This window comes from Mesorhizobium sp. P2_E7 (assembly GCF_056403855.1).
This window is the reverse complement of the sequence record NZ_JBFUER010000009.1, coordinates 165,613-188,333: the sequence shown is the minus strand read 5'-3', so window position 1 is coordinate 188,333 and position 22,721 is coordinate 165,613. Positions and strand designations below refer to the sequence as shown.

Genomic DNA, 22,721 nt, shown 5'->3' with positions numbered 1-22,721 from the left:
CCGGATCAAGCAGCCGCAACAGCCGCGAGAAGGTGTCATGGCTGGGTGCCTCTTCATAGTCGATCAAACGCGACAACGCCTGCTTGCGCTCTTGCGCGAACAGCGAAAACTCCGTCGCGTTGGTTGCGCCACACAGGCTTGCGGCGATCATCATCACGATCAGATCGCCTAGCCGGTGCGTGGCGTTGGCCGCACGCGGATCTGGCACCGCGCCGAAATAGCTCTCAAGGCTGGAAATGGCAGTCGCTCSTTCGCTAAGACTGCCTTCCCAAAGAATCTCTTCTCAAGCCAACTTCAAGCCCAAAATCGCCATATGCGATTCCCCTGCCCTTGAGGGGGAGATGCCCGGCAGGGCAGAGGGGGGTGCTGGCCCGCCGACGTTGCGGAAAGCTCCGCAACCGCCACCGCTCACTTGCGCTTGTTCGCCCGGCCCGCGAACGGGTTGTCCGAAGTCCGCAGCGCTATCCTGATCGGCACGCCGGGCATGTCGAAGGCTTCGCGCAGGCTGTTGGAGAGGTAGCGGACATAGGATTGCGGCATCGCGTCGGGCCGCGAGCACTGGACGACGAAACCCGGCGGCCGCGTCTTGGCCTGGGTGACGTATTTGACCTTGAGCCGGCGGCCGGCGACGGCGGGGGGCGGATGATGCGCCAGAATGCTTTCCAGCCAGCGGTTGAGCTTGCCGGTGGAGACGCGGCTGTTCCACACCTTGTGCGTCTTGATAACGGCGTCCATCAGCTTGTCGAGGCCGCGGCCGGTCTCGGCCGAAACCGTCACCGCCTGGATGCCGCGCACCTGCGGCAGGAGCCGCCCGGTCTTCTCGCGCAACTCGGCCAGAAGTTCCTGCGGGTTGTCGATCAGGTCCCATTTGTTGAAGGCGATGACCGGCGCTCTGCCCTCCCTGATGATCAGGTCTGCGATCTGCAGGTCCTGCTTCTCGAAAGGGATGGTGGCGTCGAGCACGATGATGACGATCTCGGCAAAGCGGATGGCGCGCAGGCCGTCCTGCACCGACATCACTTCCAGCTTTTCGTGGATTCTGGCCTTGCGGCGCATGCCGGCGGTGTCGAACAGCTTCAGGAGACGGCCATGCCAGTCCCAGTCGACGGAGATGGAATCGCGGGTGATGCCGGCTTCCGGGCCGGTCAATAGCCGCTCCTCGCCGATCAGCGCGTTGATCAGCGTCGACTTGCCGGCGTTGGGGCGGCCGACGACGGCGATGCGCATCGGCTTGGTGTCGTCATAGGCGGGTTCGGCATCGGGATCGGTGATGTCCTCGCCGATCAGCACCTCGCTGGCGGCGACGTCTTCCTCGGCGTCGTCCTCTTCCTCGTCGAAAGCGCGCTTCTCGCCAAGGGCCTCGATGACAGCATCGCGCAAATCGGGCATGCCCTGGCCGTGCTCGGCCGAGACCGGGATCGGCTCGCCCAAGCCGAGTTCCCAGGCCTCGAGCATGCCACCCTGGGCGCCCTTGGCCTCGGCCTTGTTGGCGACCAGCACGACCGGCTTACCGGATTTGCGCACGATTTCGGCAAAGGTGCGATCGTCGGGCAGAAGGCCGGACTTGGCGTCGATGGTGAAGAAGATCAGGTCGGCTTCGCGGATGGCGATCTCGGTCTGCGCGCGCATGCGGCCCGGCAGCGTCGAGGCGGCGGCGTCCTCGAAACCGGCGGTGTCAATGACGTCGAAATGCAGGTCATAGAGCTTTGCCGCGTGGACGCGACGGTCGCGGGTGACGCCCGGCGTGTCGTCGACAAGCGCCAGCTTCCTTCCCACCAGCCGGTTGAAAAGCGTCGATTTGCCGACATTGGGACGGCCGATAATGGCGACTTTGAAGCTCATCCGGCCCTACAATCCGTCATCCATCGCCCAAAACCGCAGCGCATTTTGGGCGACGCTTATCATGACGCGCCAGAGCCGCGGATCAATTCCGACATCAACGTCGCCCGCTGGCGCGCATTGCGCGGGGCGCCGTCATCGGCGGCGATCTGGTCGAACAGTTTCAGCGCATCCTGTGTCTTGCCTTCCTTCCAGGCGGCAAGGCCGAGCGCTTCGCGCGCCGTGTGGCGCAGCGTGTTGTTGTCGGCGGTCAGCGCCTCGACGCGGCTGGAGACGTCGGCGAAGGAACCGTGGTCGACCAGCAGCAGAGCTGCCCGCAGGCGCGCCATGTCGCGAATGCCCTGGGGAATGGCGGTGTCGGCGGCGACGCCATCGAAATCCGCGACAGCGGCGGCAAAGTCGCCCTTGTCGGCCTTGACGGTTGCCGCGCGCATGCGGGCGAGCAGCGGATAGGCGCCGTAGCCGTCCTTTTCCAGCTGCTGAAGTGCTGTCAGCGCATCGTCGCTCTTGCCGTCATTGGCAAGCTTCAGCGCCTGCGAAAAGGCATCGCCCGAGCGGTTGGCGCGGCTCTCGTCCAAATAGCGGTAGCCGACGAAGGCAGCCGTGCCGAGCACCACCAGGATGGCGAGGCCGAGGATCGCCGGACCGAAACGGTCCCACAGCGCCTGCGCCTGCTCGCGACGGATCTCGTCATTGACTTCGCGGATAAAACTGTCGTCGGACATCAATCAAAACCATTGCTGCCCCGGGCGGGGCGCTTCTTGAGCCCGCGTTTTAGCGAAATTTTGTCGGCATGGAAGGGGCTGGGCAGGAAAATCGCCTAATCGCCGGGGAGTTACCTATCGCGCGCCGACCGCACCCACGCCACATTTTGCCGATAGCCGGCTTGGACTGCCTCCGGATCAAGCCCAGATTGTCGATGCCTCGTTTGTCCCGCGTTGTCGCGTTTTCCACAGCCGTGCTTGCCACGGCGGGCGCTGCTTACGCCGACCCGCCGGCGCCGCCTGCCCCGGCAAAGCCGAAGCAAATCGTCATCATCTCGTTCGACAGCGCCCGCGAGATTTCGCAATGGCAGCGCAGCCGGGCGCTGGCGAAGCGGACCGGCGCGCATTTCACCTATTTTCTGTCCTGCGTCTTCCTTTTGTCGCAGCAGACGCGCACCGAATACAGCGCGCCGGCCAAGTCCGCTGGCAAATCCAACATCGGCTTCGCCGCCTCGAAACAGGAAGTCGCCGACCGGCTGGACCAGATCGGGCTCGCCGCATCGGAAGGCCATGACATTGCCAGCCATGGCTGCGGCCATTTCGACGGCAAGGACTGGAGCAAGGCCGACTGGCTGAAGGAATTCGCCTCGTTCGAGCGCATTCTGGAGAACGCCTATTCGATCAACGGCATTGCGCCGGAGCCCGCCGGCTGGCGCAATCTTGCCCATGCCGTTGTCGGTTTTCGCGCGCCATACCTCTCGACCGGCAAAGGGCTCTACGAAGCGCTGCCTCAAGCCGGCTACCACTATGACGCCAGTGGCGTTTCGAAAGGCCCGGTCGAGCCGCCGACCAGCGGCGGCCTCACCCGCTTTTCCCTGCCGCAGATTCCGGAAGGCCCGAATTCAAGGCCGGTGATCGCCATGGACTACAATCTCTATGTCCGCCATTCCGGCGGCTTCGAGCGGCCGAGCCAGGCGGCCGAGTTCAGCGATCGGACCTACCAGGCCTTCCGCGCCGCCTTCGACAAACAATATCAGGGCAAGCGCATTCCGCTGGTCCTCAGCTTCCACTTCACCCTGATGAACAACGGCGCCTACTGGAACGCGCTGGAGCGCCTTGCCGGCGAGACCTGCGTGAAAGCCGATGTCGAATGCATCAGTTTTCGCGACTATGTGCAACGGCAACGTGGTGCCGAGAGACAGGCGGCGGTGGGCGGCTGAGCCGCCCACTTTCCTTAGCCACCAATGGTCAGGCCGAATCCGAAGCCTGTGCCTGACGCTCGATGAAGCGCTGATCGATATCTGGTAGCGGCTCGCCATTGATTATGGCTTCGAATGCACGCAGGCGCTTGTGAACTGACAAGAGCTCAACGATCGTCGACCAGGAATTCACTAGATACTGGAATGAGTTCGTCACCTGGCTGAACGCCGAGTTGACTTGGTTTATAAGACCCAATGTCAGGGTTCCGGCGATCATGGAAGGAACCATCAGAAAAAGAGCAAATATGGTGTTCAACTGTAAATATAGATAACGAACCACGTTGAAATAGACGTAATGAAAGTAAAGTCGGAAGTAATTTTGGCGAACCCTTCCGAACAACTCAGAAACAGTGAGCGGCTGTGCCCGAGCCGAATCGTCCTCACCGTAGACAAGTTCCTTGCGGTAGGCGGCTTCGACGCGCTGGTTGCGGAATTGCAAGCCAGGAAGTTTTATGCCGGCTCCGGCAATGCATACAGTGCCGAATATTGCCCAGAATATTGCTGCGACCACAAGCGGCTGAGAAACTTGGCCGATGAACGGTAAGGCCGTGATGTGCTTCGAATAAGCCAGCAAAATCGGCATGAAAGCGATCAATGTCATGATCGAGTCAATAAATGAAGTCCCAAGATCTTCCATGATTTTAGAGAATCGCATCGTGTCCTCTTGTACACGCTGAGAAGCTCCCTCAATATTACGAAGCCTAGGCCAATAGGACATGTAGTAGTCGTTCATCGCCGTGCGCCAGCGAAAAACCCAGTGGCTTACAAAGAAGTTTGTCAGAACGTAAACCGTAACAGCTACAAGGGCGATGCCGAGGAAGGTTATTATTTGGGCGTAAACATCCCACTCTGTGGCCTTCACACTTTTGCTGACAATTCCCTGAATGAGGTCCCAGAACGGCCCGTACCAGGCATTGATCGCCACACTGACCTGAACCTGAAAATAGGTCGTGAACAGGATTAGCGAACTGCCAAGGATCGACCAGCCATCCCACGGGTGCGGAGAATACCAATGCCAGAAGGCGTAGAAGAGCAAAGCGCCGGCGGCAAAGTAGAGGTAGAACCAAAGGAATGGAGGCGACCAGAACACTGAAACGCCGATGATAGGCGCCGCGTCTGCCGCTGCAGGGGGCAATCCGAACAGAGCGCCGAATTGCTCGCCGCCCAGAAACCATGCGGCCACCATGACCGCGCACCACAAGACCGCCGAGGTGAAGAAGACTTTGGGCTTTGGAAAAAACGATACGAACACTGTGGTGAAATCCTCGGTCGGTGGGCAAATCAGCGGGGTTCAGCGGGCATAAAGTCACACATTAGGTGGAAAGCAAATGCCCGTGCCTAATGCCCGGCATCGAGCAAGACCACAATCATGGCGATTTTGGCGCGGCCGACCAGGTGATCCCTGCAGATACCAGCAGTACGCCAGCAGCTACGATCGAGGCGAGGAAGAAGTTGCCCGACGCCTGCGCCAGCAGGCCGGCGACGATGGGGCCGACGATCTGGCCGATGCCGAAGGACGCGGTCATCAGCGCAAAAATCCGGCGCGGCGCCTGCGGCACGAGCAGCCTTGCCGTCTGCAGGCCGAGCGCGGTGATGGCGATGAAGGTGCCGCCGAGCAGGACGCCAGCCAGCAACGGGCCGACGGTGCCGCCCATGGCGACGCTGGCGGTGACGCCGATCACCTCGACCAGGCAGCCCAGGGCATAGGCGGCGTAGAGCCCGATCCGTGCCGATATCTTCTGCCAGAGCCAGACAGAGGGAAAGCCGGCAAGGCCGGTGACCATCCAGACGGTTGCCTCGAAGACACGGCCGCCGCCGCCCTGGCGCACGATGACGACCAGGAAGGTCGCCGTCACCACATAGCCGAAGCCGAACAGGCCATAGGCGACGATAACCTTTGCCAGCGACCGGTCCTTCGGCAGCGCCGGCTCACGGCCGGCTACGTTCCTTGCGGGCGCCGTGCCGCCGGCGAGCCAGGCGACGAGCACGAGGCCGCCAGCGGAAATCGCCGCCGACCACAGCCAGCCCGCCGGCCAACCGGCATGGTCGGTGACCAGAACCGCCATCAGTGCCGAGGACGCCGCAATGCCGAGGCCGACGCCGCCAAAATGCAGTGCCTGCAGGTCGCTTCTGTTGGCGGCAGCCAAGTGGCCAAAGACGATGCTGGCCATGAACACCATGACGAAGGCGCTGGCGAGGCCGGCAAGGAAGCGGATGACGATGAAGGCGGTCATCGCCTCGGTCAACCCCATCAGGGCGGCGAGCGCAGCACTTGCGGCAAGGCCGCCAAACATCAGCATTCGCTCGCGCCCATGCGCCCAGCCACCGGCCGCGGCAAGCGCGCCGACGAGATAGCCGAGATAGTTGGCCGATGCGATCCAGCCGGCATCGGCCGGCGACAGGTGCAGCTCCTCCATCATGCCGGGCAGGATCGGCGTGTAGACGAAGCGGCCGATGCCCATGGCGACGGCCATGGCGATCATGCCGGCGAGAGCGAGGCGCAAGGGGGATGGCGCGGCGTTCATTGCAGCGCACAATAGATTTGGCCGGCGCCGAAACAATCCGCTTTGTGTTGGGCCAGATCCGTTGGCGACGACGATAGTGGCCGGGCACGAAAGGCCATCTGACGTCGCGCCGCCCCTCATCCGCCTGCCGGCACCTTCTCCCCGTATAGTGACGGGGAGAAGGGGCTAGTCGTTCGCCTCGGCGCTCTTCCTGAAGCGCTGGTGATTGGCGAAACTTTGGCGCAGGCGTCTTTCTCCCCGTCACTATACGGGGAGAAATGCCCGGCAGGGCAATGAGGGGCGGCGCCGGCATCGAGAATATCGCCTCCTTTGCCAAGTGCCGCGTTCGCGAATCTCAGCCGCAGCCGACCGCGCCCGTCTCATAGGCGGTGCGCCGTGCCGTTAAGCGGAACGGTATGTCGCCGAGTTCGCGCTCCGACATGGTGTCGAGCACCGGATGCGATAGCGGATCGGTCACCCAGTTGAGGGCATCGCCGTCAGGGCGCCGCCGCGTGTAGCCGGCGGCAAAGACTTTGAGCAATGATACGATCGTCACCATCCTCGCCTCCTCGGTCTGATTGTCATCGCTAAAATCTGCCTTCACGCGCCGTCTTTCAATTGAGATTTCGGCCGGAGCGGTTTAGAAAAACTGAAATGGCTATGCTGAACCGTGTCCATCTCAACGGCCTGCGCGCCGTCGAAACCGTCGCCCGCCTCGGCTCGCTCGCGGCGGCCGCCGGCGAACTCAACGTCTCGGTCAGCGCGGTCAGCCAGCAGATCAACCGCACCGAAAAGCAGCTCGGACAGGCGCTGTTCGAACGCACGGCAAGCGGGCTGGTGCTGACCGAATTCGGCACGGTCTTTTCGGCCCGGCTCGGCGCCGGTTTTCGCGAGCTGGCGCAAGCGGTGGCGCTGGCCGACGAAACAAACCAGTGCACGCTGGTGGTTTCGGTGGCGCCGGCCTTCGCTTCGAAATGGCTGCTGCCGCGGCTGTCGCGGCATTTTGATCGGCATCCCAACGTGCTGCTGCGCATCGACGCGTCGGTGCGGCTCGCCGATCTCGAGCGTTCCGACATCGACATCGCCATCCGGCTTGGCGACGGCAAATGGCCGGGCGGACGGGCCGAACTGCTGCTGGCTCAGGAAGTGTTCCCGGTCTGCGCACCGGTGATCGCCAAAAAGCTGATGTCGATCGAAGACCTCGCGCAGACCTGCGCCATCACCGACGAGCGGGCGATGATCACCTGGGAGAGCTGGTTCAAAGCCGCCGGGGCGGAGCCGGTCACCTTCCGCAAGGGTGCGCGCTTCACCGACCCGATGCTGTGCCTGGAATCGGCGATCGCCGGCCACGGCGTCATGCTCGGCTGGCAATTGCTGGCCGCCGATGCGCTCGCCGACGGCCGCCTTGTCGCGCCTTTCGGCGTGCGGGCACAGAGTGGCCTCGGCTACTGGCTGGTGACCTCGGCGACCAAAACCGAAAGCCGCAAGGTCCGCGATTTCAAGATCTGGATCCGCGAGGAGATCGCGGCGACCGTGGCGCAGTTCCGGTCGCTCGATAGCGCTGCGTAAACGCCGGCTGTCGCGACGATGCTGGAAAGCACAGCCGCGCCGCTCTATGTTGGAAGCTTCACCCCCAGGACCAAGGCAGGCAGGATCATGACCACACATTCGCGCGGCGTTTCCGCAACGATCGACCCGGTGAAGCTCGACAGGCTGGCCGAAGTCGCCATCAAGGTCGGGCTGCAGTTGCAGCCGGGGCAGGACCTGGTGCTGACCTCGTCGATTGCGGCCCTGCCGCTGACCCGGCGCATCGTCGAGCACGCCTACAAGGCCGGCGCCGGTCTGGTGACGCCGATCTTCAACGATGACGAGATCACGCTGGCGCGCTTCCGCTATGGCGCGGACGCGGGCTTCGACCGCGCCGCCGGCTGGATGTATGAGGGAATGGCGAAAGCCTTTTCCAACAATGCGGCGCGGCTTGCCGTGCGCGGCGAAGACCCGTCGCTTCTGTCCGCGCAGGACCCGGCCAAGGTGGCGCGCGCCAACAAGGCGAACTCGATGGCCTACCAGCCGGCGCTGGAAAAGATCACCGGCTTCGACATCAACTGGAACATCGTCGCCTATCCCGATCTCGCCTGGGCCAAGCAGGTGTTTCCGGAGGATACCGACGATGTCGCCGTGGTGAAGCTCGCCGACGCCATCTTTTCGGCATCGCGGGTCGATGTGGAAGACCCGATCGCGAACTGGACGGCGCACAATGCAGCGCTGCGCAGCCGCACCGAATGGCTCAACGGCCACAATTTCCACGCCCTGCATTTTACCGGGCCGGGCACCGACCTCACCGTCGGGCTGGCGGACGGCCATGAATGGATGGGCGGCGCCTCGACGGCCAAGAACGGCGTCACCTGCAACCCCAACATCCCGACCGAGGAAGTCTTCACCACGCCGCATGCACGGCGCGTCTCCGGACATGTCTCCTCGACCAAGCCGCTGTCCTACCAGGGCACGCTGATCGACGAGATTTCGGTACGTTTCGATGAAGGCAGGATCGTCGAGGCCAAGGCGTCGAAGGGCGAGGACGTGCTGAAGAAAGTGCTCGACACAGACGAAGGTTCGCGCCGGCTCGGCGAAGTGGCGCTGGTGCCGCATTCTTCGCCGATCTCGGCCAGCGGCCTGCTGTTCTTCAACACGCTGTTCGACGAGAACGCCGCCTGCCACATCGCGCTCGGCCAGTGCTACTCGAAATGCTTCGTCGATGGCGCCTCGCTCAGCCAGGACGAGATCGCCGCGCGTGGCGGTAACAAGAGCTTCATCCACATCGACTGGATGATCGGCTCGGACAAGATCGACATCGACGGCGTCCACACGGATGGCCGCAAGGTGCCGGTGATGCGCAAGGGCGAGTGGGCCTGAGCTTGCGGAGGGTCGGATGGGTTTCGACCTGACGCTCAAGCGGATCTACGAGCCACCCGCGCCCGACGACGGGCAGCGGGTGCTGGTCGACCGCATCTGGCCACGTGGTATCAGCAAGGAGGATGCGGCGCTGACGCTGTGGCTGAAGGAGATCGCGCCGAGCGACGAATTGCGCAAATGGTTCGGGCATGAGCCGGTGCGGTGGGCGGAGTTTCGGGAGCGGTATGGGGCCGAGCTGGACGGGAACGGCGAGGCGGTGGCGCAGCTGCGTGGCCTGCTCGGCAAGGGTCGGGTGACGCTGCTCTATGGTGCGCATGATGAGGCGCACAACAATGCGGTGGCGCTGGCGGGGTATTTGCGCGGGACGGAGTGACACGCACCTAGATTCTGCAAAGGGTGGCGATTGGCGAAAGCCGAGGGGACATCCAATCTCCCCCCTTGCGGGGGAGATGCCTGGCAAGGCAGAGGGGGGTGCTGTCCCTCCGACCTAACAACCAACCACGGCCATCGCCTCAGACAGGTTGGCGTCGGAACAATCCGTCAGGGTTGGCAATCCTTCACACCCCCCTCTGGCCTGCCGGCCATCTCTCCCGCAAGGGGGGAGATCGGCAGCTTCGCCGTCCCGCCTACTTCACAGCCCCTTCATAAACATCAGCCTTGAACCCAACCAAAATCGTATCCCCAACCTCCAGCACCGGCCGCTTTATCATCGTCGGGTTGGCCAGCATCAGCTTCTTGGCCTTGTTCTCGTTGAGTCCAGCCTTGTCCTTGTCCGGCAACTCGCGAAACGTCGTGCTGCCCTTGTTGAGCAACTTTTCCCAGCCGACCTTGACGGTCCAGCCGTCCAGCTTGCCCGCATCGATCCCCTCGGCCCGGTAGTCGTGGAAGCGGTAGGGCACATCGTGGCCCTCCAGCCAGGTGCGCGCCTTCCTGATCGTGTCGCAGGTGGTGATGCCGTACATGGTGATGGTCAAAACGCGTTTCCCTTGGGCTGACAGTCGAATCCGTCAGACAGCCTAAAACCGCCCTCCCCGCTTTGCCAGCATCCCGACCGCCATCAGCGCATTTTTAGGGGCTTGCCAATACTAAGGAAATTTCCTAAGTGTTTGCGAAATCGGTAGAGGAAAAGCCATGGCAAGGATCGTTGTATCGGAGTTGATGTCCATCGATGGCGTGACGGAAGCGCCTGGCGGCGAGCCAGGCTTCCGGCACACCAACTGGGTCGGCAAGCGCCACGAGGCTGGCATGATCGACTACAAATTCCAGGAGGTGCTGGACCATGAAGCGCTGCTGATCGGCCGGGTGACCTATGAAAGCTTCGCCAGCGCCTGGCCGACCTACAAGGGACCATTCGCCGACCGGATGAACGGCATGCCGAAATATGTCGTCTCCTCAACGCTGAAAAATCCGGCATGGAACAACACCACCGTGCTGCAAGGCGAGCCGATCGCCGCGATCCGCAAGCTCAAATGGGAGATGAGAGGCGATATCGTCATCGGCGGCAGCCGCATGCTGGTCAATGCGCTCAAGCAGCACGATCTCGTCGACGAATACCGGCTGATGGTGTTTCCCGTCATCCTCGGCAGCGGCGCGCAGCTGTTCGATCGGACCGAGGACGCGACCGACCTCAAGCTTGTCGACACGCGGTCCTTCGGCAGTGGCGCCGTGGTGCTCACCTATCATGTGGAGCGCGCGTCGTGATGACCAATCTGCAACCCGCCACGCCCCCGCCGATCGACGGCATTTTTCGCGCGCTGGCCGACCCGACGCGACGGCGCGTTGTCGAGCGGTTGAACCGCAGCCCGGCCTCGGTCAGCGAACTGGCGCAGCCTTTCGAGATGGCGCTGCCTTCCTTCATCGAGCACCTCAAGGTGCTGGAAGGCTGCGGCCTGGTGCGCTCGGAAAAGATCGGCCGCACCAGGACCTATCAGTTGGCGCCCGAGCCGCTGCAGCTTGCCGAAAACTGGCTGGCCGAACAGCGCACGCTGTGGGAGCGCCGCCTCGATCAGTTCGACGCCTATGTGATGAGCCTCAAGGAGCAGGAAAAGTGAGCTATCCCTTCAAGCCCGACCCCAGACTGGACCTGACGCTCGAGCGCGTGCTCGACGCGCCGCACGAACTCTTGTGGCGCGCCATGACGGTGCCGGAGCACGTCAAGCAATGGTTCACCCCAAAACCCTGGCTGGTCACCGATTGCGAAATCGATCTCAGGCCGGGCGGGCTGTTCCGCACCCGCATGCAGTCGCCCGACGGGACAGAGGTCAACGACCGTCGTTGCTGCTATCTCGACATCGTGGAGAACGAGCGGCTGGTGTGGACGGATGCGCTGCTGCCGGGCTATCGGCCGTCGGGCGAGCCCTTCATCACCGCGGTCATTTCCCTTCAGCCGGACGGCAAGGGCACGCGCTACACCGCCATCGCCATTCACCGCGACGAGGCCACCCGCGACAACCATGAAGAGATGGGTTTCTTCGACGGCTGGGGCACGGTGGCCGATCAGCTGGCGCAGTATGTGAAGACGATTTGAGTTTTTCGCCTGGCGGCCAGGACGGTGTCCCGGCCGCCACATTTTTGATCACGCAAGCCGGAAGCCGGCGGCATTCCGGCTTAGTAGTAAAAGCGCTCTTCGGTGATCTTGCCGTTCTTGACCGTGTACAGGCCAACCTCGTCCATGGTGACACGTTCGCCGGTGGCCTTGGGCGTAATGTCGAACTTGAAGCGCACCGCGAACTGGTCGCCGTTGACATAGGGGCCCTCGATCGAGCCGCCATGCACTTCATTGTTCGCTTGCCACCATTCGCCCTTTTGCCTGATGGCCTCCTTGCCATGGACGATTGCCATTGGCCCCTCCATGGCTTCGTAGCTGGCGATGTCGTCGGCATTGTATTTTTCACCAGCACCCAGGTGATCGCCCTGCTGGAGCAGCTCGGTGAAATCCTTGGCAATATCCGCGATTGTCATTTGTGTTCCTCCTGTTCAGACGCATTGCAAGTAGGGAAGTCTTCGCTGGCCCGCCACCTTTGCCCGCACGGCAGCTGACAGACTGTGTCAGGACGATGGATATAGCACAGCTATGTGACGACGACTTCTCACATGCCCGCTAGTCCGGCAAAAGCTTGGATAGACAAAGGACCGCCTTTACATGGCAACGCAGATATAGGAATATGATCCTATGTGGGGCGAGTCTTCAATGGAGATCGCTGTGGCCAGGTCGAAAGGTTCGCTGCAACTCTCTCGCAGCCTGAAATTGAGCGCTTCGTGGCGGCAGGGGAGGCGCTGCACTTGAGCATCATCAAGCCGTTCATATCGCCTCATTGCGAGCACTACCGGCAGACGCACGTCCTGCATGAGGTGCTGTTGCAGACGGTGCGGAAAGTCACCGGGAAGGATGCAGAGTTCATCCGCCGGTATGGGGCTGGGTCGAAGTAGGCTTAGCGCCCTTGCCGTTCCCGGTAGAGCATCCAGAGCGGCAAGGTTACTATACCGAACACGATGACGGCCAACCCTACCCAATAGGTGAATGGGTCATGCGCGCGCTCTACAGGGTGATCCTTGAAATTGATCCGGCCCGTCCAAAGGGATTGGGCAACCAACACGACCAAGGAAAGCTCAATAGCGAGCATGACGCCTCTCATCATGAGCTTGCTGGGCTTTCTCATGCATCTTTCATATCAGCGTACCCGGCTTTGGGGTAACGGGCTGTCTTCAAGTGGAAGCTTATGCTGGCGAGTTCACAACTACGGCTGAGTAGCCCCGGAAGTTTCCAGGGGCGGCGATGAACCGGGCGCCTGTTGCCTCAATAGGGCGCGTATTGCTTCGAGCTTCTCTATTGCCAAACCAGCGCAATAAAGGAGAGCGCCCCACGCCATCAGGTTCATCGCGGTACCTGCTAGCGAGAAGGCCCCTTTGGGCTCGTGCACCACAGTAGAGGCATACGCTGTAGCCAGTAGGCCCGCGATGCCAATCAATGCGTAAAGCACTCCAAAAATCCGTATTGCCAGTGTCATGAAAGTCCCCAAGCCGGTCTATTGGATCGCCGATTCATATCAGGGCAAGGGCGGCTTGTCCTAAGGGCGGGTAGCGCCTAGCGTGGAATTAGGGGTATTTGCTGCCTGCAAGTTGTCTGGCACGACCCTCGGGAGTGGTTGCCTTGCGCGTTAGCGGGCCGCACATTATCCTCTCCCCTGCTGTAGTTCCCCAATACATCATACAGGATTTATTTGGGGTAGATGGAAGGCAAACTTTGTGTTTATGACCATTAAAGTCATCAACACGGGTTATACATGTTGTTTTACTTGTATCATAGGGAACGTTCGCCTGGCTGGTGCAGGCCGATGTAGTGACGGCAATGGCTATGGCGCTGGCTATGCGGATCATGTGTTCCCCCAAGACAACCGCATTTGAACCATGATTTGTCGCCGATGCCAAGACAGATCTACCGAGACTATAATCGCCTCGGGCAATTTAGATAAATATTGAGAAAATCGAGTCGAAAAGAAGCAGGCGCTGATGCTTTCTGAATCAGCGCCTGTTGCCGAGAATTACCAGATAGCAGTCTGAAGCTTATGCCCCGTAGCCGATGATGCCCTTGACCTCGAGGAAATCGTGGATGGCCCAATCGGCATATTCGCGGCCGTTGCCGGACTGTTTGTAGCCGCCGAACGGTGCGAACGTGTCCCATTCCGGATAGTTGATCGAGACCTGCCCGGCGCGCAGCTGTCCGGCCACTTTTCGGGCGTGCTCGATATCGCCGGACTGCACATAGGCAGCGAGACCATAGACGGTGTCGTTGGCGATCTTCACGGCATCGTCGTCGTCGCTGTAGGAGATGACCGACAGTACCGGGCCGAAGATCTCTTCCTTCTCGATGGTCATGCCCGGTGTGACATGGCCGAACACGGTCGGGCGGACATAGTAGCCGCGGTTCAGATGCTCCGGCCGGCCGGGACCACCGGTGACGAGCGTCGCGCCTTCCTTGACGCCGGCTTCGATGAGCCGCTGGATCTTGTCGTACTGGATGTTGGAGACGACCGGTCCGAGCTTGGTGTCTTCCGAGCGCGGATCGCCGACATTGTGGGCTTCGGCGGCCTTCTTGGCGATGGCCAGCGCCTCGTCGTGGCGGGCGGCCGGCACCAGCATGCGGGTCGGCGCATCGCAGGACTGGCCGCTGTTGCCGAAGCAGCCCTCGACGCCCTTGCGCACCGCCGTTTCGAAATCGGCATCCGCCAGCACGATATTGGCCGACTTGCCGCCGAGTTCCTGCGCCACGCGCTTCACCGTCTCGGCCGCCGTCTTGGCGACGATGATGCCGGCACGGGTCGAACCGGTGAAGGAGACCATGTCGACGTCCGCGTGGCCGGCCATGATCTGGCCGACATCGGGGCCGTTGCCGTTGACCATGTTGTAGACGCCCTTCGGCACGCCCGCGGCCTGCATCACTTCCGAAAAGACGATGCCGCTGATCGGTGCGATTTCGGACGGCTTCAGCACCACGGTGCAGCCGGCGGCAATCGCCGGCGCCACCTTGCAGACGATCTGGTTGAGCGGCCAGTTCCACGGCGTGATCAGCGCGCAGACACCGATCGCTTCCTTGACCACCATGGTGCCGCCGCGCTTCTCCTGGAATTCATAGTCCTCCAGCGCCTTGATGGTCGCTTCCATATGCGCGCGGCCGGCCCAGGCCTGCGCCTCGCGGGCCCAGGTGATCGGCGCGCCCATTTCCTGGCTGACCGCCTGGGCGATGTCCTCATAGCGCTCATTGTAGACTTCGAGGATGCGCTTCAGAAGCTTCAGGCGCTCGGCCTTGCTGGTCTGCGAAAAGGATGGGAAAGCTGCCTTGGCGGCGGCGACAGCCTTGTCGACATCGGCCTTCGAGCCCAGAGAAATTTTGGTGTAGGCCTCTTCGGTCGATGGGTCGATGACATCCAGCGTCGCCGGCACCACAGGCGCCACCCATTTGCCGTCGATGAAGAAATTGAGATGATTGCTCAAGGGGTACGCTCCGATTGTGGGGATTGGGTTGGATTAGTTGGGCAACATAGGGCAGTTGGCGCCACGGCGCAGACTGATATGCGCCACGTCGCCGACGCTGAATTGAAAGCCCTCGGCCTGGCGCGGGGCGTCGATCACCACCGGCAATCCCTGCCGGAGTTCGGCGTGCAGCCGAAGCGTGCGGCCGTGGAAGACGATGCTGTTAACGCGCGCCGGCGCGGTGCCGGCGGCGGCCGCGGTGGTGGCGAGCAGATCCTCGGGACGGACGCCGATGGTGCGTTCGGCACCCTCGGCGGGCGTGTCGCCGGTTTCGGACGTTGCCTCCAGCGAAAGCCCACCCGCGGCAAAGCGCAGGCGGTCGCCGTCGCGACCGATGAAGCGCGACTGCAGAAGATTCATCGTGCCTATGAAGCTCGCGACAAACTTCGTCGCCGGCCGGTCGTAGAGCGTGGCCGGCGGCGCGATCTGCTCGATGCGGCCCTTGTTCATGACGACGATGCGGTCGGAAATCGACAGTGCTTCGGTCTGGTCGTGGGTGACCATGACGAAGGTGGTGCCGAGCCGCGACTGCAGCCGCTTCAGCTCGACCTGCATCTGTTCGCGCAGATGCGCGTCGAGCGCCGACAGCGGCTCGTCGAGCAACAGCACGCGCGGCTCGCAGACAATGGCGCGGGCGAGTGCCACACGCTGGCGCTGGCCGCCCGACAGTTCGGAGACGCGCGCGCCGAGCTTGTCGGCAAGGCCGACCATGTCGAGTGCTTCGCGGGCGCGCTTCGACTGCTCGGCTCCGGACAGTTTGCGCAGCGACAGGCCGAAGCCGACATTTTCGGCGACGTTCATGTGCGGAAACAACGCGTAGTCCTGGAACACGGTGTTGACAGGCCGGTCGAAGGGCCTGAGCGCGGTGATGTCCAGGCCATCGAGCAGCACCTTGCCGCTCGACGGACTTTCGAAGCCGGCGATGACGCGCAGGCTGGTGGTCTTGCCGCAACCCGAGGGACCAAGCAGGGTGATGAACTCGCCGCTGATGATGTCGAGATCGACGGCATCGAGCCCGATAATGCCGCCGGGAAAAATCTTCGAAACCTTGTCCAGCCGGACGAGAGCATCAGGCGCCATCGCGAACCTCGGACGGCTTCGTGGTGTTGACCCAGAGAATCTGGCAGGGCTCGGTGCCGGGATTGCGGAAGGCATGCAGAAGCGTGCTCTTGAAGGCAAAGGAGTCGCCGGTCTTCAGCACGTATTTTGTCGAATCCACCACCAGCTCGACCTCGCCCGCCAGCACGTAGCCGAATTCGTGACCGATATGCGCATAGGCTTCCGCCGTGCCGCCATCGGCTTCGACCGTCACCAAGAGCCCCGTCAGCGTCGCGCCCGGCGGCGACAACAGCGCCTTGGCGATGCCTTCCGATTTGACCGGGATCTGCCGACGTTTGTCGGCGCGCACGCAATAGAGATCGTTGCCGGCATCGTTGCCGTCGGTAATCAGCGCCGAAGGCTCGATGTCGAGCGCAGCGGCGAGCGGCCAGATCACCTTGACGCGCAGCGAGGACAGGCCGCGCTCGATCTGGCTCAGCGCCCCGATCGACACGCCGGCCTTGGCCGCAAGCTCAGCCAGAGACAGATTGCGCTCCAGCCGCAGCGCCCGCACACGGCGGCCGACGCGGATGTCGGCATCGTCCTTGGGCTTCTCGGTTGCATCGTCGAGCATGTCCATGCGTAGGTCCTTGTAACTGTCCTATTGGCGCGGCGCAGCGCCGAAGAGCTCCCCCTTCTCCCCTTGTGGGAGAAGGTGTCGCCAAAGGCGACGGATGAGGGGTGTTCCAGCGGAGTGAGACGTTGGCGTTCCCTGGACCACCCCTCATCCGTCTCGGCGCTGCGCGCCGATCCACCTTCTCCCACAAGGGGAGAAGGAGAAGAGCGCCTCACCCACCCGCCTTCACCTTCTCGAACATCTTCGCCACATCGTCATTCTGCTTCATCGGGCCGGTGAAGATGGTGCTCTTCAGCATCACTTCCGGATCCGCCGGCAGTTGCAGCTTGTCGAGCTCGTCCTTCGCCACGCCGGCGAAGGCGGTCGCCAGCGAACTGCCATAGCCATAGGCCTGGATCAGGTACTTACCTGAGTCGGCGTCGAGCCGGCTGTTGATGAAGTCATAGGCGAGGTCGACATTCTTGGCGTCCTTGAGCATGACGAAGCCGCAGGCCCAGGTCAGCATGCCCTCCTTCGGCTTCATGAACTCGACCGGCACGCCTTGCTTCTTCAGCGAGGTGGCCGACGCGTTCCAGGTCATGGCGGCGACCAGCTGGCCGCTGGCCAGCGCCTGTTCGACCGAGGTCATGTCGGTGGTGTAGTTGGAGAGCAACGGACGCTGCTCGCGCAGTTTTTCCGCCACCTTGTCCATCTCGGCCGGCGTCATGTCGAATGGATTGACGCCGGCCAGCAGTGCGGCAACGATCGGGGTGTCGTGCACGGCATCGATGGTCGCCATGCGACCGGCATACTGCTTGTCCCACAGAAGGTTCCAGCTGGCTTCCGGGTTCTTGACCAGATCGGTGCGGTAGAGGATCGAGGTGTTGCCCCAGTCCCACGGCACCATCCAGACCTTGCCGTCACCAGCCTGGATGTCAGGAAGGTTCTTGAACACCGGGAAGATCGAATCCCAGTTCTTGATGCGCTTGGTGTCGATCGGCTGCAGCAGGCCTTCCTTGTTCCAGCGCGCCACCTTGTCGTAGCAGGGATGCGCGATGTCGGGGCGGAACCCGGCCTTCACCTTGGTGAAGGCGTCGTCGTCGTCGCCGAAGATCGAGGCCTCGACGCCATCTGGATGCGCGGCCAGGAAGCTCTTGTTGAAGTCGGGCAGTTCATAGCCCGACCAGGTGAAATATTGCAGCTTGTCGGCGGCGAAGGCGACGGTCGACGACAGGACGATTGCAAGGGCTGCAAGCCCGGTGCGGGCTGTCTTTCCGGTGATCGATTTCAGGTCGAATGCCATTTCGGTTCTCCTCTCTTGTTATGGTTTCAGGCTGGATTGGCGGGCGCTCGCGGGCGGGTCGCACTGAGCCCGCGATGGCGCAACAGTTCGGCGGTGCCGGCAATGATGAAGGACACCGCCAGGATCGAGGTGCCGAGCGCCATCACCGTCGGCAGCGAGCGGGGGAAGCGCAGCTGGCTCCAGATGTAGAGCGGCAGCGTCGGCTCGGTGCCGGCGAGGAAGAAGACGACGATGAACTCGTCGAAGGAGATCAGAAACGCCAGCATGAAGGCCGAAATGATCGCTGGCAGGCTGAGCGGCAGCATCACCCGCCGGAAGGTCGTCCAGTCGGAAGCGCCGAGATCGAGCGCTGCCTCGCGAATGGTCTTCGGAATGGCGGCGAAGCGGCTGCGCATGATGACCACCGTCGTCGGCAGCGCCACCAGTATGTGGCTGAGCACGATGGCAATGCGCGATGGGCCGAGGCCAATGAGATTGACGAGGATCAACAGCGAGATGCCGACGATGACGCCGGGGATCAGGATCGGCAGCCTAGAGATGGCGCTGATGGTGGCAGCCAGCGGCGAGCGGCCATAAAGGTCCATGTAGGACACGGTGATGCCGCAGAGCGTCGCGCCGGCGGCGGCCACGACGCCGATGACGAGGCTGTTCACAAGCGCGCCGGACAGCGCCGGATTGCCATAGAGCGTGGTATACCATTCGAGCGTAAAACCCTGCAGCGGAAACGCGGCCTGGATGGAATTGTTGAAGGAGAACAGCGGGATCAACAGAACCGGCAGATAGAGAAAGACGAGATAGGCGATGACGTAGACGCCAAGCCAGCGGCCGCCTTCGGTGCGCGCCACGCTCATGTGCGGCTGCCGAATTTGCGGTCGGCGAAGCGCACGACCAGCACCACGCAGAGGATGACCAGCATCACGGCGACGGAGAGTGCGGCGCCGAACGGCCAGTCATTGGCCTTGCCGAATTGAGACTGGATCAGCGAGCCGATCATGGTGCTGGCGGGACCGCCGACCATGGCCGGGGTGACATAGTCGCCGACCGTCGGCACGAAGACGACGAGGGCTGCCGCCAGCACGCCCGGCATCGAATTGGGCAGCACGACGCGGCGAAATGCGGTGAACGGCCTGGCGCCAAGATCGGACGCGGCTTCGAGCAGCGATTTCGGAATGGTGTCCAACGCCACGTAGATCGGCAGGATGGCGAAGGGCGCATAGGCATGCGCCAGCGTGACCACCACCGCTGCCGGCGTGTTGAGGAAGGCCAGCGTCGGCTCCGACCAGATGCCGCTTTCGATCAGCGCCGAATTCAAGACGCCATTGTAGGCGAGCACGATCTTCCAGGCGAAGACGCGCAGGAGATAGCTGATCCAGAATGGCAGCGTCACCAGGAACAGCAGCAGGCCGCGGCGACGGCCGGCATGGAAGGCGAGGTAGTAGGCGACGGGATAGGCGGTGACGACGGTTGCCAGCGTAACCAGGCCGGCAATGACCAACGAGCGCAGCGTCACCGTCCAGTAGAGCGGATCCGAGACCACGGTGATGAAATTGTCTGCCGTGAATCCGACGCCCAGCAGCGAACCGTCATTGCCGCGAAAGGCGAGAAACAGCACGAGGCCGAGGGCGAACAGGATCAGGAAGAAAGTGACCAGCCCGCCCGGCAGCAACATGGCGAAGCGGAAGCCCGAAGGGGATCGGGGCTGTGCCGGTGCTTCAGACGCAACGATGGTCGACATCAAACTGTTCAACCGAATTATGAAATCATCCTAACTTTTTTCATATTCATGAAACTGTCAAGCTGAATTAGCTGGCGCTAACCCGCCAAGGTGCAATCAGCGCTCGAAGGCGTCCAGCATCCTGTACCAGGCGATGGTCGCGGCGACGCCGACCTGGCGGAAGGCATGGAACGGGATCGGCCGGATCGGCGACAGCGGGAACGGCAATTGCGCTGCGTCACCATTTGCCAAGTAGCCCGCCATGCGCTTTCCCAGCGCGCTCATCAGGCCGACGCCTCTGCCCTGGCAGCCGACCACGGCGAGCAAGCCTTTTTCGGGCTCGTGGATGTGCGGCAGATGATCCGGCGTCATCGCCACGCGGCCGAACCAGCGCTTCTCGATGGGAACATCGGAGAGCGTGGGATAGAGCCGCACCAGCGCGCGCTGCAGATGCGCCCAGTCGGCTTCACTTCTTGGCAGCGCCATGCGACCGCGGCCGCCAAGCACCAGCCGGCCGTCGGCTGTCTTGCGATAGTAGACGAGGATGCGCCTGGAGTCAGAGACCGCCTGCCCTTCCGGCAGGATCGCCGCTGCAAGGTTGGACGACAGCGGCGCGGTCGCGACCTGGAACGAATGCAGCGGCACGATCGTCTTGGCGAGACCCGGAAGCAGTCCATCGGTATAAGCGTTGGTCGCCAGCACAACCGCCTTGGCCCGTATTTCCACGCCGTTTGCGATCGAAACACGCCAAACGCCGGCGTCCTTGGTGAGTTTCACCACTTTCTGCCGCTCAGCGATGCTGACGCCGGCCGCGGCAGCAATGCGCGCCAGTTCCAGCGTATAGGCGAGCGGATCGATGATGCCGGCGCGGCGGTCGAGCCAGCCGCCGAGATAGCCTTGCGCGCCGGTCATCGCGTCGATTTCGCTTTGGCTCAGAAGCCGGACATCGGCGCCTCGCGCCTGCCATTGCCGATCGCGGTTGGCTGCCGCTTTCAAAGCGGTTTCGGTGTGCGCGGCCTGTATCCAGCCATTGCGGGTGAACGGCACTGCCAGTTTTTCGTCACGGATGAGGTCGAACACCGTATCAGCGGTCGAGGCGGCGAAATCGACCAGTGCCTGGCCGCGCTCAGGCCCGAAATGCTCGAGCAGCCATTCGGGATCGTATTTCAGGCCGGGAATGACCTGGCCGCCATTGAGGCCCGAGGCGCCCTGCCCGATCTCGCCGGAGTCCAGCACCTGGACGCCGAGACCGAGGCGCGCGGCATGCAAGGCCGTCGACAGGCCCATGAAGCCGCCACCGACGATGACGACATCCACCGGCTTGCCGTCCGGGACGAGCGACTGGAATGCGGATGCGGTCGGCGGCTTCTGCCAGATCGGAACGGAAAACGGTGCGGGCAAGGCTTCACCTGATGTCGAGCATAAAATGAAAATGCTATTGGCTATTTCATTTTTTTGAAAGGGCAGGCTTCATGTCAGCGCCGACAATTGGCTGCGCCACGGGATAGACCTTTGGCGTGAATCCGGTGAAAGTGCCGCGCCATTCAGGCCAGCCCCATTTCGATCAGTCAAAGGACCGTAAGCCATGACGAACCCAACGCAGCTTCCCGCCGACGGGCTCTTCATCGGCCGCGCCAAGGTAAGCGATGCCTCGCATCCGCTGGTGGTCACGGTGCGCGACGGCACCGTCTTCGACATCACCTCTCGCGCAGCGCCAACCGTGCGCGACATCTGCGAGATGGCCGACCCGGCTGGCTATGCGAGCTCAGCCAAGGGCAAAGCGATCGGCTCTCTCGAGGCGATTGCCGCCAACAGTTTCCAGGCCACTCGCGACCCGGCAAAACCCTATCTGGTCTCGCCCGTCGACCTGCAGGCGGTGAAGGCGTCGGGCGTCACCTTCGTCGTCAGCCTGCTCGAGCGCGTCATCGAGGAACAGGCGCGCGGCTCGGCGGAAAAGGCCGACGCCATCCGCGCCGACATTGCCGGGCTGATCGGCCACGACCTGTCGAAGCTCAAGCCCGGTTCGCCGGAGGCGATGGAGATCAAGGCCAAGCTGATCGAGCGCGGCGCCTGGTCACAATATCTGGAAGTCGGCATCGGTCCCGACGCCGAGATCTTCACCAAATGCCAGCCGATGGCGTCGGTCGGCTTCGGCGCTGATGTCGGCCTGCATCCGGTGTCGACCTGGAACAATCCGGAGCCGGAGATCGCCATGATCGCGGCCAGCACCGGCAGGATCGTCGGCGCCACCATCGGCAACGACGTCAATCTGCGCGACGTCGAGGGACGCTCGGCGCTGCTGCTCGGCAAGGCCAAGGACAACAATGCCTCGGCGTCGCTCGGCCCGTTCATCCGGCTGTTCGATGCAACATTCTCGATCGACGATGTGAAGCAGGCCATTGTTCGGCTGAAGGTAGAGGGCGAGGACGGGTTTTCGCTGGAGGGCGCGAGCTCGATGGCCGAGATCAGCCGCTCGCCCGAAGAGCTGGTCGCGGCCGCCATGGGGCCGCATCACCAGTATCCGGATGGGCTGGCGCTTTATCTCGGCACCATGTTCGTGCCGTCGAAGGACCGCGGCGAAAAGGGCAAGGGGTTCACCCACAAGGTCGGCGACATCGTCACCATCTCGTCGGAGAAATTCGGCGCGCTGGTCAATCGCGTGCTCCTGTCGCCGGACTGCCCGCACTGGACCTATGGCGCCAGCCATCTCATGCGCGACCTCGCCAAGGCCGATCTGATTTAAATTTCGCGACCGTCTGGACGAACGGACTGCCGGCAAACGTTCCTGTCCGAAATCCGTA

Annotated in this window: 24 protein-coding genes; 8 read left to right on the top strand and 16 right to left on the bottom strand. The window is 62.6% G+C overall.

The window, feature by feature from the left end:
- From AC1DYC_RS29355 to AC1DYC_RS29345, 3 genes are all read right to left on the bottom strand, one after another.
- On the bottom strand, positions 1-208 hold a 208-nt coding region (locus AC1DYC_RS29355), incomplete at its 3' end, for a transposase family protein (RefSeq protein ID WP_477411175.1).
- A gap of 200 nt (positions 209-408) precedes the next feature.
- Positions 409-1,842 (bottom strand): ribosome biogenesis GTPase Der, encoded by a 1,434-nt coding sequence (der, locus tag AC1DYC_RS29350; protein WP_477411174.1) that lies wholly within the window; start codon positions 1,840-1,842, stop codon positions 409-411.
- A gap of 59 nt (positions 1,843-1,901) precedes the next feature.
- Positions 1,902-2,564: a tetratricopeptide repeat protein gene (locus AC1DYC_RS29345; protein WP_477411173.1), complete on the bottom strand. Its 663-nt coding sequence runs from the start codon at positions 2,562-2,564 to the stop codon at positions 1,902-1,904.
- A gap of 194 nt (positions 2,565-2,758) precedes the next feature.
- On the opposite strand from AC1DYC_RS29345, the gene AC1DYC_RS29340 reads away from it, so the two are divergent.
- The gene (locus AC1DYC_RS29340; protein WP_477411172.1) at positions 2,759-3,763 is read left to right on the top strand and encodes a polysaccharide deacetylase family protein; all 1,005 of its coding nucleotides are present in this window, start codon (positions 2,759-2,761) and stop codon (positions 3,761-3,763) included.
- A gap of 28 nt (positions 3,764-3,791) precedes the next feature.
- Here AC1DYC_RS29340 and sbmA read toward each other — a convergent pair whose 3' ends face one another.
- From sbmA to AC1DYC_RS29325, 3 genes are all read right to left on the bottom strand, one after another.
- Positions 3,792-5,054, bottom strand: a complete 1,263-nt coding sequence (gene sbmA / locus AC1DYC_RS29335) for a peptide antibiotic transporter SbmA (protein ID WP_477310965.1) — start codon at positions 5,052-5,054, stop codon at positions 3,792-3,794.
- 115 nt (positions 5,055-5,169) lie between these two features.
- Positions 5,170-6,327, bottom strand: coding sequence for a YbfB/YjiJ family MFS transporter (locus tag AC1DYC_RS29330; RefSeq protein ID WP_477411171.1), 1,158 nt, complete (start codon positions 6,325-6,327; stop codon positions 5,170-5,172).
- 334 nt (positions 6,328-6,661) lie between these two features.
- A complete protein-coding gene (locus tag AC1DYC_RS29325) occupies positions 6,662-6,865 on the bottom strand; it encodes a hypothetical protein (RefSeq protein ID WP_477411170.1) in 204 nt (67 codons plus the stop codon).
- A 95-nt stretch (positions 6,866-6,960) separates the two neighbouring features.
- Here AC1DYC_RS29325 and AC1DYC_RS29320 point away from each other — a divergent pair, with 95 nt between their 5' ends.
- The 3 genes from AC1DYC_RS29320 (at position 6,961) to AC1DYC_RS29310 (ending at position 9,592) form a co-directional block, all read left to right on the top strand.
- A complete protein-coding gene (locus tag AC1DYC_RS29320) occupies positions 6,961-7,875 on the top strand; it encodes a LysR substrate-binding domain-containing protein (RefSeq protein ID WP_477411169.1) in 915 nt (304 codons plus the stop codon).
- Positions 7,876-7,962: 87 nt separating this feature from the next.
- Entirely contained in the window at positions 7,963-9,219 is a 1,257-nt protein-coding gene (locus AC1DYC_RS29315) for an aminopeptidase (RefSeq protein ID WP_477411168.1), read from the top strand.
- Positions 9,220-9,235: 16 nt separating this feature from the next.
- On the top strand, positions 9,236-9,592 hold the full coding sequence (locus AC1DYC_RS29310) for a DUF488 domain-containing protein (protein ID WP_477411167.1): 357 nt from the start codon (positions 9,236-9,238) through the stop codon (positions 9,590-9,592).
- 253 nt (positions 9,593-9,845) lie between these two features.
- On the opposite strand, the gene AC1DYC_RS29305 is transcribed toward AC1DYC_RS29310, so the two are convergent.
- Entirely contained in the window at positions 9,846-10,193 is a 348-nt protein-coding gene (locus AC1DYC_RS29305) for an ArsC family reductase (protein WP_477411166.1), read from the bottom strand.
- Between the two features lie 157 nt (positions 10,194-10,350).
- Between AC1DYC_RS29305 and AC1DYC_RS29300 the strand changes: the two genes are divergently transcribed.
- The 3 genes from AC1DYC_RS29300 to AC1DYC_RS29290 are packed head-to-tail and all read left to right on the top strand — an operon-like array spanning position 10,351 to position 11,746.
- Positions 10,351-10,920, top strand: a complete 570-nt coding sequence (locus AC1DYC_RS29300) for a dihydrofolate reductase family protein (protein WP_477411165.1) — start codon at positions 10,351-10,353, stop codon at positions 10,918-10,920.
- Positions 10,920-11,270, top strand: a complete 351-nt coding sequence (locus tag AC1DYC_RS29295) for an ArsR/SmtB family transcription factor (protein WP_477411164.1) — start codon at positions 10,920-10,922, stop codon at positions 11,268-11,270. The genes AC1DYC_RS29300 and AC1DYC_RS29295 overlap by 1 nt, the downstream gene beginning before the upstream one ends.
- Positions 11,267-11,746 (top strand): SRPBCC family protein, encoded by a 480-nt coding sequence (locus AC1DYC_RS29290; RefSeq protein WP_477411163.1) that lies wholly within the window; start codon positions 11,267-11,269, stop codon positions 11,744-11,746. Before AC1DYC_RS29295 ends, AC1DYC_RS29290 begins: the two co-directional genes overlap by 4 nt.
- An 80-nt stretch (positions 11,747-11,826) precedes the next feature.
- On the opposite strand, the gene AC1DYC_RS29285 is transcribed toward AC1DYC_RS29290, so the two are convergent.
- The 9 genes from AC1DYC_RS29285 to AC1DYC_RS29245 form a co-directional block, all read right to left on the bottom strand.
- The gene (locus tag AC1DYC_RS29285) at positions 11,827-12,180 is read right to left on the bottom strand and encodes a SnoaL-like domain-containing protein (protein WP_477411162.1); all 354 of its coding nucleotides are present in this window, start codon (positions 12,178-12,180) and stop codon (positions 11,827-11,829) included.
- Positions 12,181-12,650: 470 nt separating this feature from the next.
- Complete coding sequence (locus tag AC1DYC_RS29280; RefSeq protein ID WP_477411161.1) at positions 12,651-12,878, bottom strand: hypothetical protein; 228 nt, start codon at positions 12,876-12,878, stop codon at positions 12,651-12,653.
- A 904-nt stretch (positions 12,879-13,782) separates the two neighbouring features.
- Entirely contained in the window at positions 13,783-15,210 is a 1,428-nt protein-coding gene (locus AC1DYC_RS29275) for an aldehyde dehydrogenase family protein (RefSeq protein ID WP_477411160.1), read from the bottom strand.
- Between the two features lie 33 nt (positions 15,211-15,243).
- The gene (locus tag AC1DYC_RS29270) at positions 15,244-16,329 is read right to left on the bottom strand and encodes an ABC transporter ATP-binding protein (RefSeq protein WP_477411159.1); all 1,086 of its coding nucleotides are present in this window, start codon (positions 16,327-16,329) and stop codon (positions 15,244-15,246) included.
- The gene (locus tag AC1DYC_RS29265; RefSeq protein WP_477411158.1) at positions 16,319-16,927 is read right to left on the bottom strand and encodes a cupin domain-containing protein; all 609 of its coding nucleotides are present in this window, start codon (positions 16,925-16,927) and stop codon (positions 16,319-16,321) included. The genes AC1DYC_RS29270 and AC1DYC_RS29265 overlap by 11 nt, the downstream gene beginning before the upstream one ends.
- Positions 16,928-17,135: 208 nt before the next feature.
- A complete protein-coding gene (locus tag AC1DYC_RS29260; protein ID WP_477411157.1) occupies positions 17,136-18,206 on the bottom strand; it encodes an ABC transporter substrate-binding protein in 1,071 nt (356 codons plus the stop codon).
- Positions 18,207-18,232: 26 nt separating this feature from the next.
- The gene (locus tag AC1DYC_RS29255) at positions 18,233-19,057 is read right to left on the bottom strand and encodes an ABC transporter permease (protein ID WP_477411156.1); all 825 of its coding nucleotides are present in this window, start codon (positions 19,055-19,057) and stop codon (positions 18,233-18,235) included.
- Positions 19,054-19,941: an ABC transporter permease gene (locus AC1DYC_RS29250; protein ID WP_477411155.1), complete on the bottom strand. Its 888-nt coding sequence runs from the start codon at positions 19,939-19,941 to the stop codon at positions 19,054-19,056. Before AC1DYC_RS29250 ends, AC1DYC_RS29255 begins: the two co-directional genes overlap by 4 nt.
- Before the next feature lie 96 nt (positions 19,942-20,037).
- Positions 20,038-21,321, bottom strand: coding sequence for an NAD(P)/FAD-dependent oxidoreductase (locus tag AC1DYC_RS29245; protein WP_477411154.1), 1,284 nt, complete (start codon positions 21,319-21,321; stop codon positions 20,038-20,040).
- A 184-nt stretch (positions 21,322-21,505) separates the two neighbouring features.
- Between AC1DYC_RS29245 and AC1DYC_RS29240 the strand changes: the two genes are divergently transcribed.
- A complete protein-coding gene (locus AC1DYC_RS29240) occupies positions 21,506-22,663 on the top strand; it encodes a fumarylacetoacetate hydrolase family protein (RefSeq protein ID WP_477411153.1) in 1,158 nt (385 codons plus the stop codon).
- Positions 22,664-22,721: the final 58 nt, after the last annotated feature.

Bases quoted from the DNA above. Each gene is read 5' to 3' on its own strand.
- der (WP_477411174.1), bottom strand. From the start codon at position 1,842: ATGAGCTTCAAAGTCGCCATTATCGGCCGTCCCAATGTCGGCAAATCG.
- AC1DYC_RS29345 (WP_477411173.1), bottom strand. From the start codon at position 2,564: ATGTCCGACGACAGTTTTATCCGCGAAGTCAATGACGAGATCCGTCGC.
- AC1DYC_RS29340 (WP_477411172.1), top strand. From the start codon at position 2,759: ATGCCTCGTTTGTCCCGCGTTGTCGCGTTTTCCACAGCCGTGCTTGCC.
- AC1DYC_RS29330 (WP_477411171.1), bottom strand. From the start codon at position 6,327: ATGAACGCCGCGCCATCCCCCTTGCGCCTCGCTCTCGCCGGCATGATC.
- AC1DYC_RS29325 (WP_477411170.1), bottom strand. From the start codon at position 6,865: ATGGTGACGATCGTATCATTGCTCAAAGTCTTTGCCGCCGGCTACACG.
- AC1DYC_RS29320 (WP_477411169.1), top strand. From the start codon at position 6,961: ATGGCTATGCTGAACCGTGTCCATCTCAACGGCCTGCGCGCCGTCGAA.
- AC1DYC_RS29315 (WP_477411168.1), top strand. From the start codon at position 7,963: ATGACCACACATTCGCGCGGCGTTTCCGCAACGATCGACCCGGTGAAG.
- AC1DYC_RS29310 (WP_477411167.1), top strand. From the start codon at position 9,236: ATGGGTTTCGACCTGACGCTCAAGCGGATCTACGAGCCACCCGCGCCC.
- AC1DYC_RS29300 (WP_477411165.1), top strand. From the start codon at position 10,351: ATGGCAAGGATCGTTGTATCGGAGTTGATGTCCATCGATGGCGTGACG.
- AC1DYC_RS29295 (WP_477411164.1), top strand. From the start codon at position 10,920: ATGACCAATCTGCAACCCGCCACGCCCCCGCCGATCGACGGCATTTTT.
- AC1DYC_RS29285 (WP_477411162.1), bottom strand. From the start codon at position 12,180: ATGACAATCGCGGATATTGCCAAGGATTTCACCGAGCTGCTCCAGCAG.
- AC1DYC_RS29280 (WP_477411161.1), bottom strand. From the start codon at position 12,878: ATGAGAAAGCCCAGCAAGCTCATGATGAGAGGCGTCATGCTCGCTATT.
- AC1DYC_RS29270 (WP_477411159.1), bottom strand. From the start codon at position 16,329: ATGGCGCCTGATGCTCTCGTCCGGCTGGACAAGGTTTCGAAGATTTTT.
- AC1DYC_RS29265 (WP_477411158.1), bottom strand. From the start codon at position 16,927: ATGGACATGCTCGACGATGCAACCGAGAAGCCCAAGGACGATGCCGAC.
- AC1DYC_RS29260 (WP_477411157.1), bottom strand. From the start codon at position 18,206: ATGGCATTCGACCTGAAATCGATCACCGGAAAGACAGCCCGCACCGGG.
- AC1DYC_RS29255 (WP_477411156.1), bottom strand. From the start codon at position 19,057: ATGAGCGTGGCGCGCACCGAAGGCGGCCGCTGGCTTGGCGTCTACGTC.
- AC1DYC_RS29250 (WP_477411155.1), bottom strand. From the start codon at position 19,941: ATGTCGACCATCGTTGCGTCTGAAGCACCGGCACAGCCCCGATCCCCT.
- AC1DYC_RS29240 (WP_477411153.1), top strand. From the start codon at position 21,506: ATGACGAACCCAACGCAGCTTCCCGCCGACGGGCTCTTCATCGGCCGC.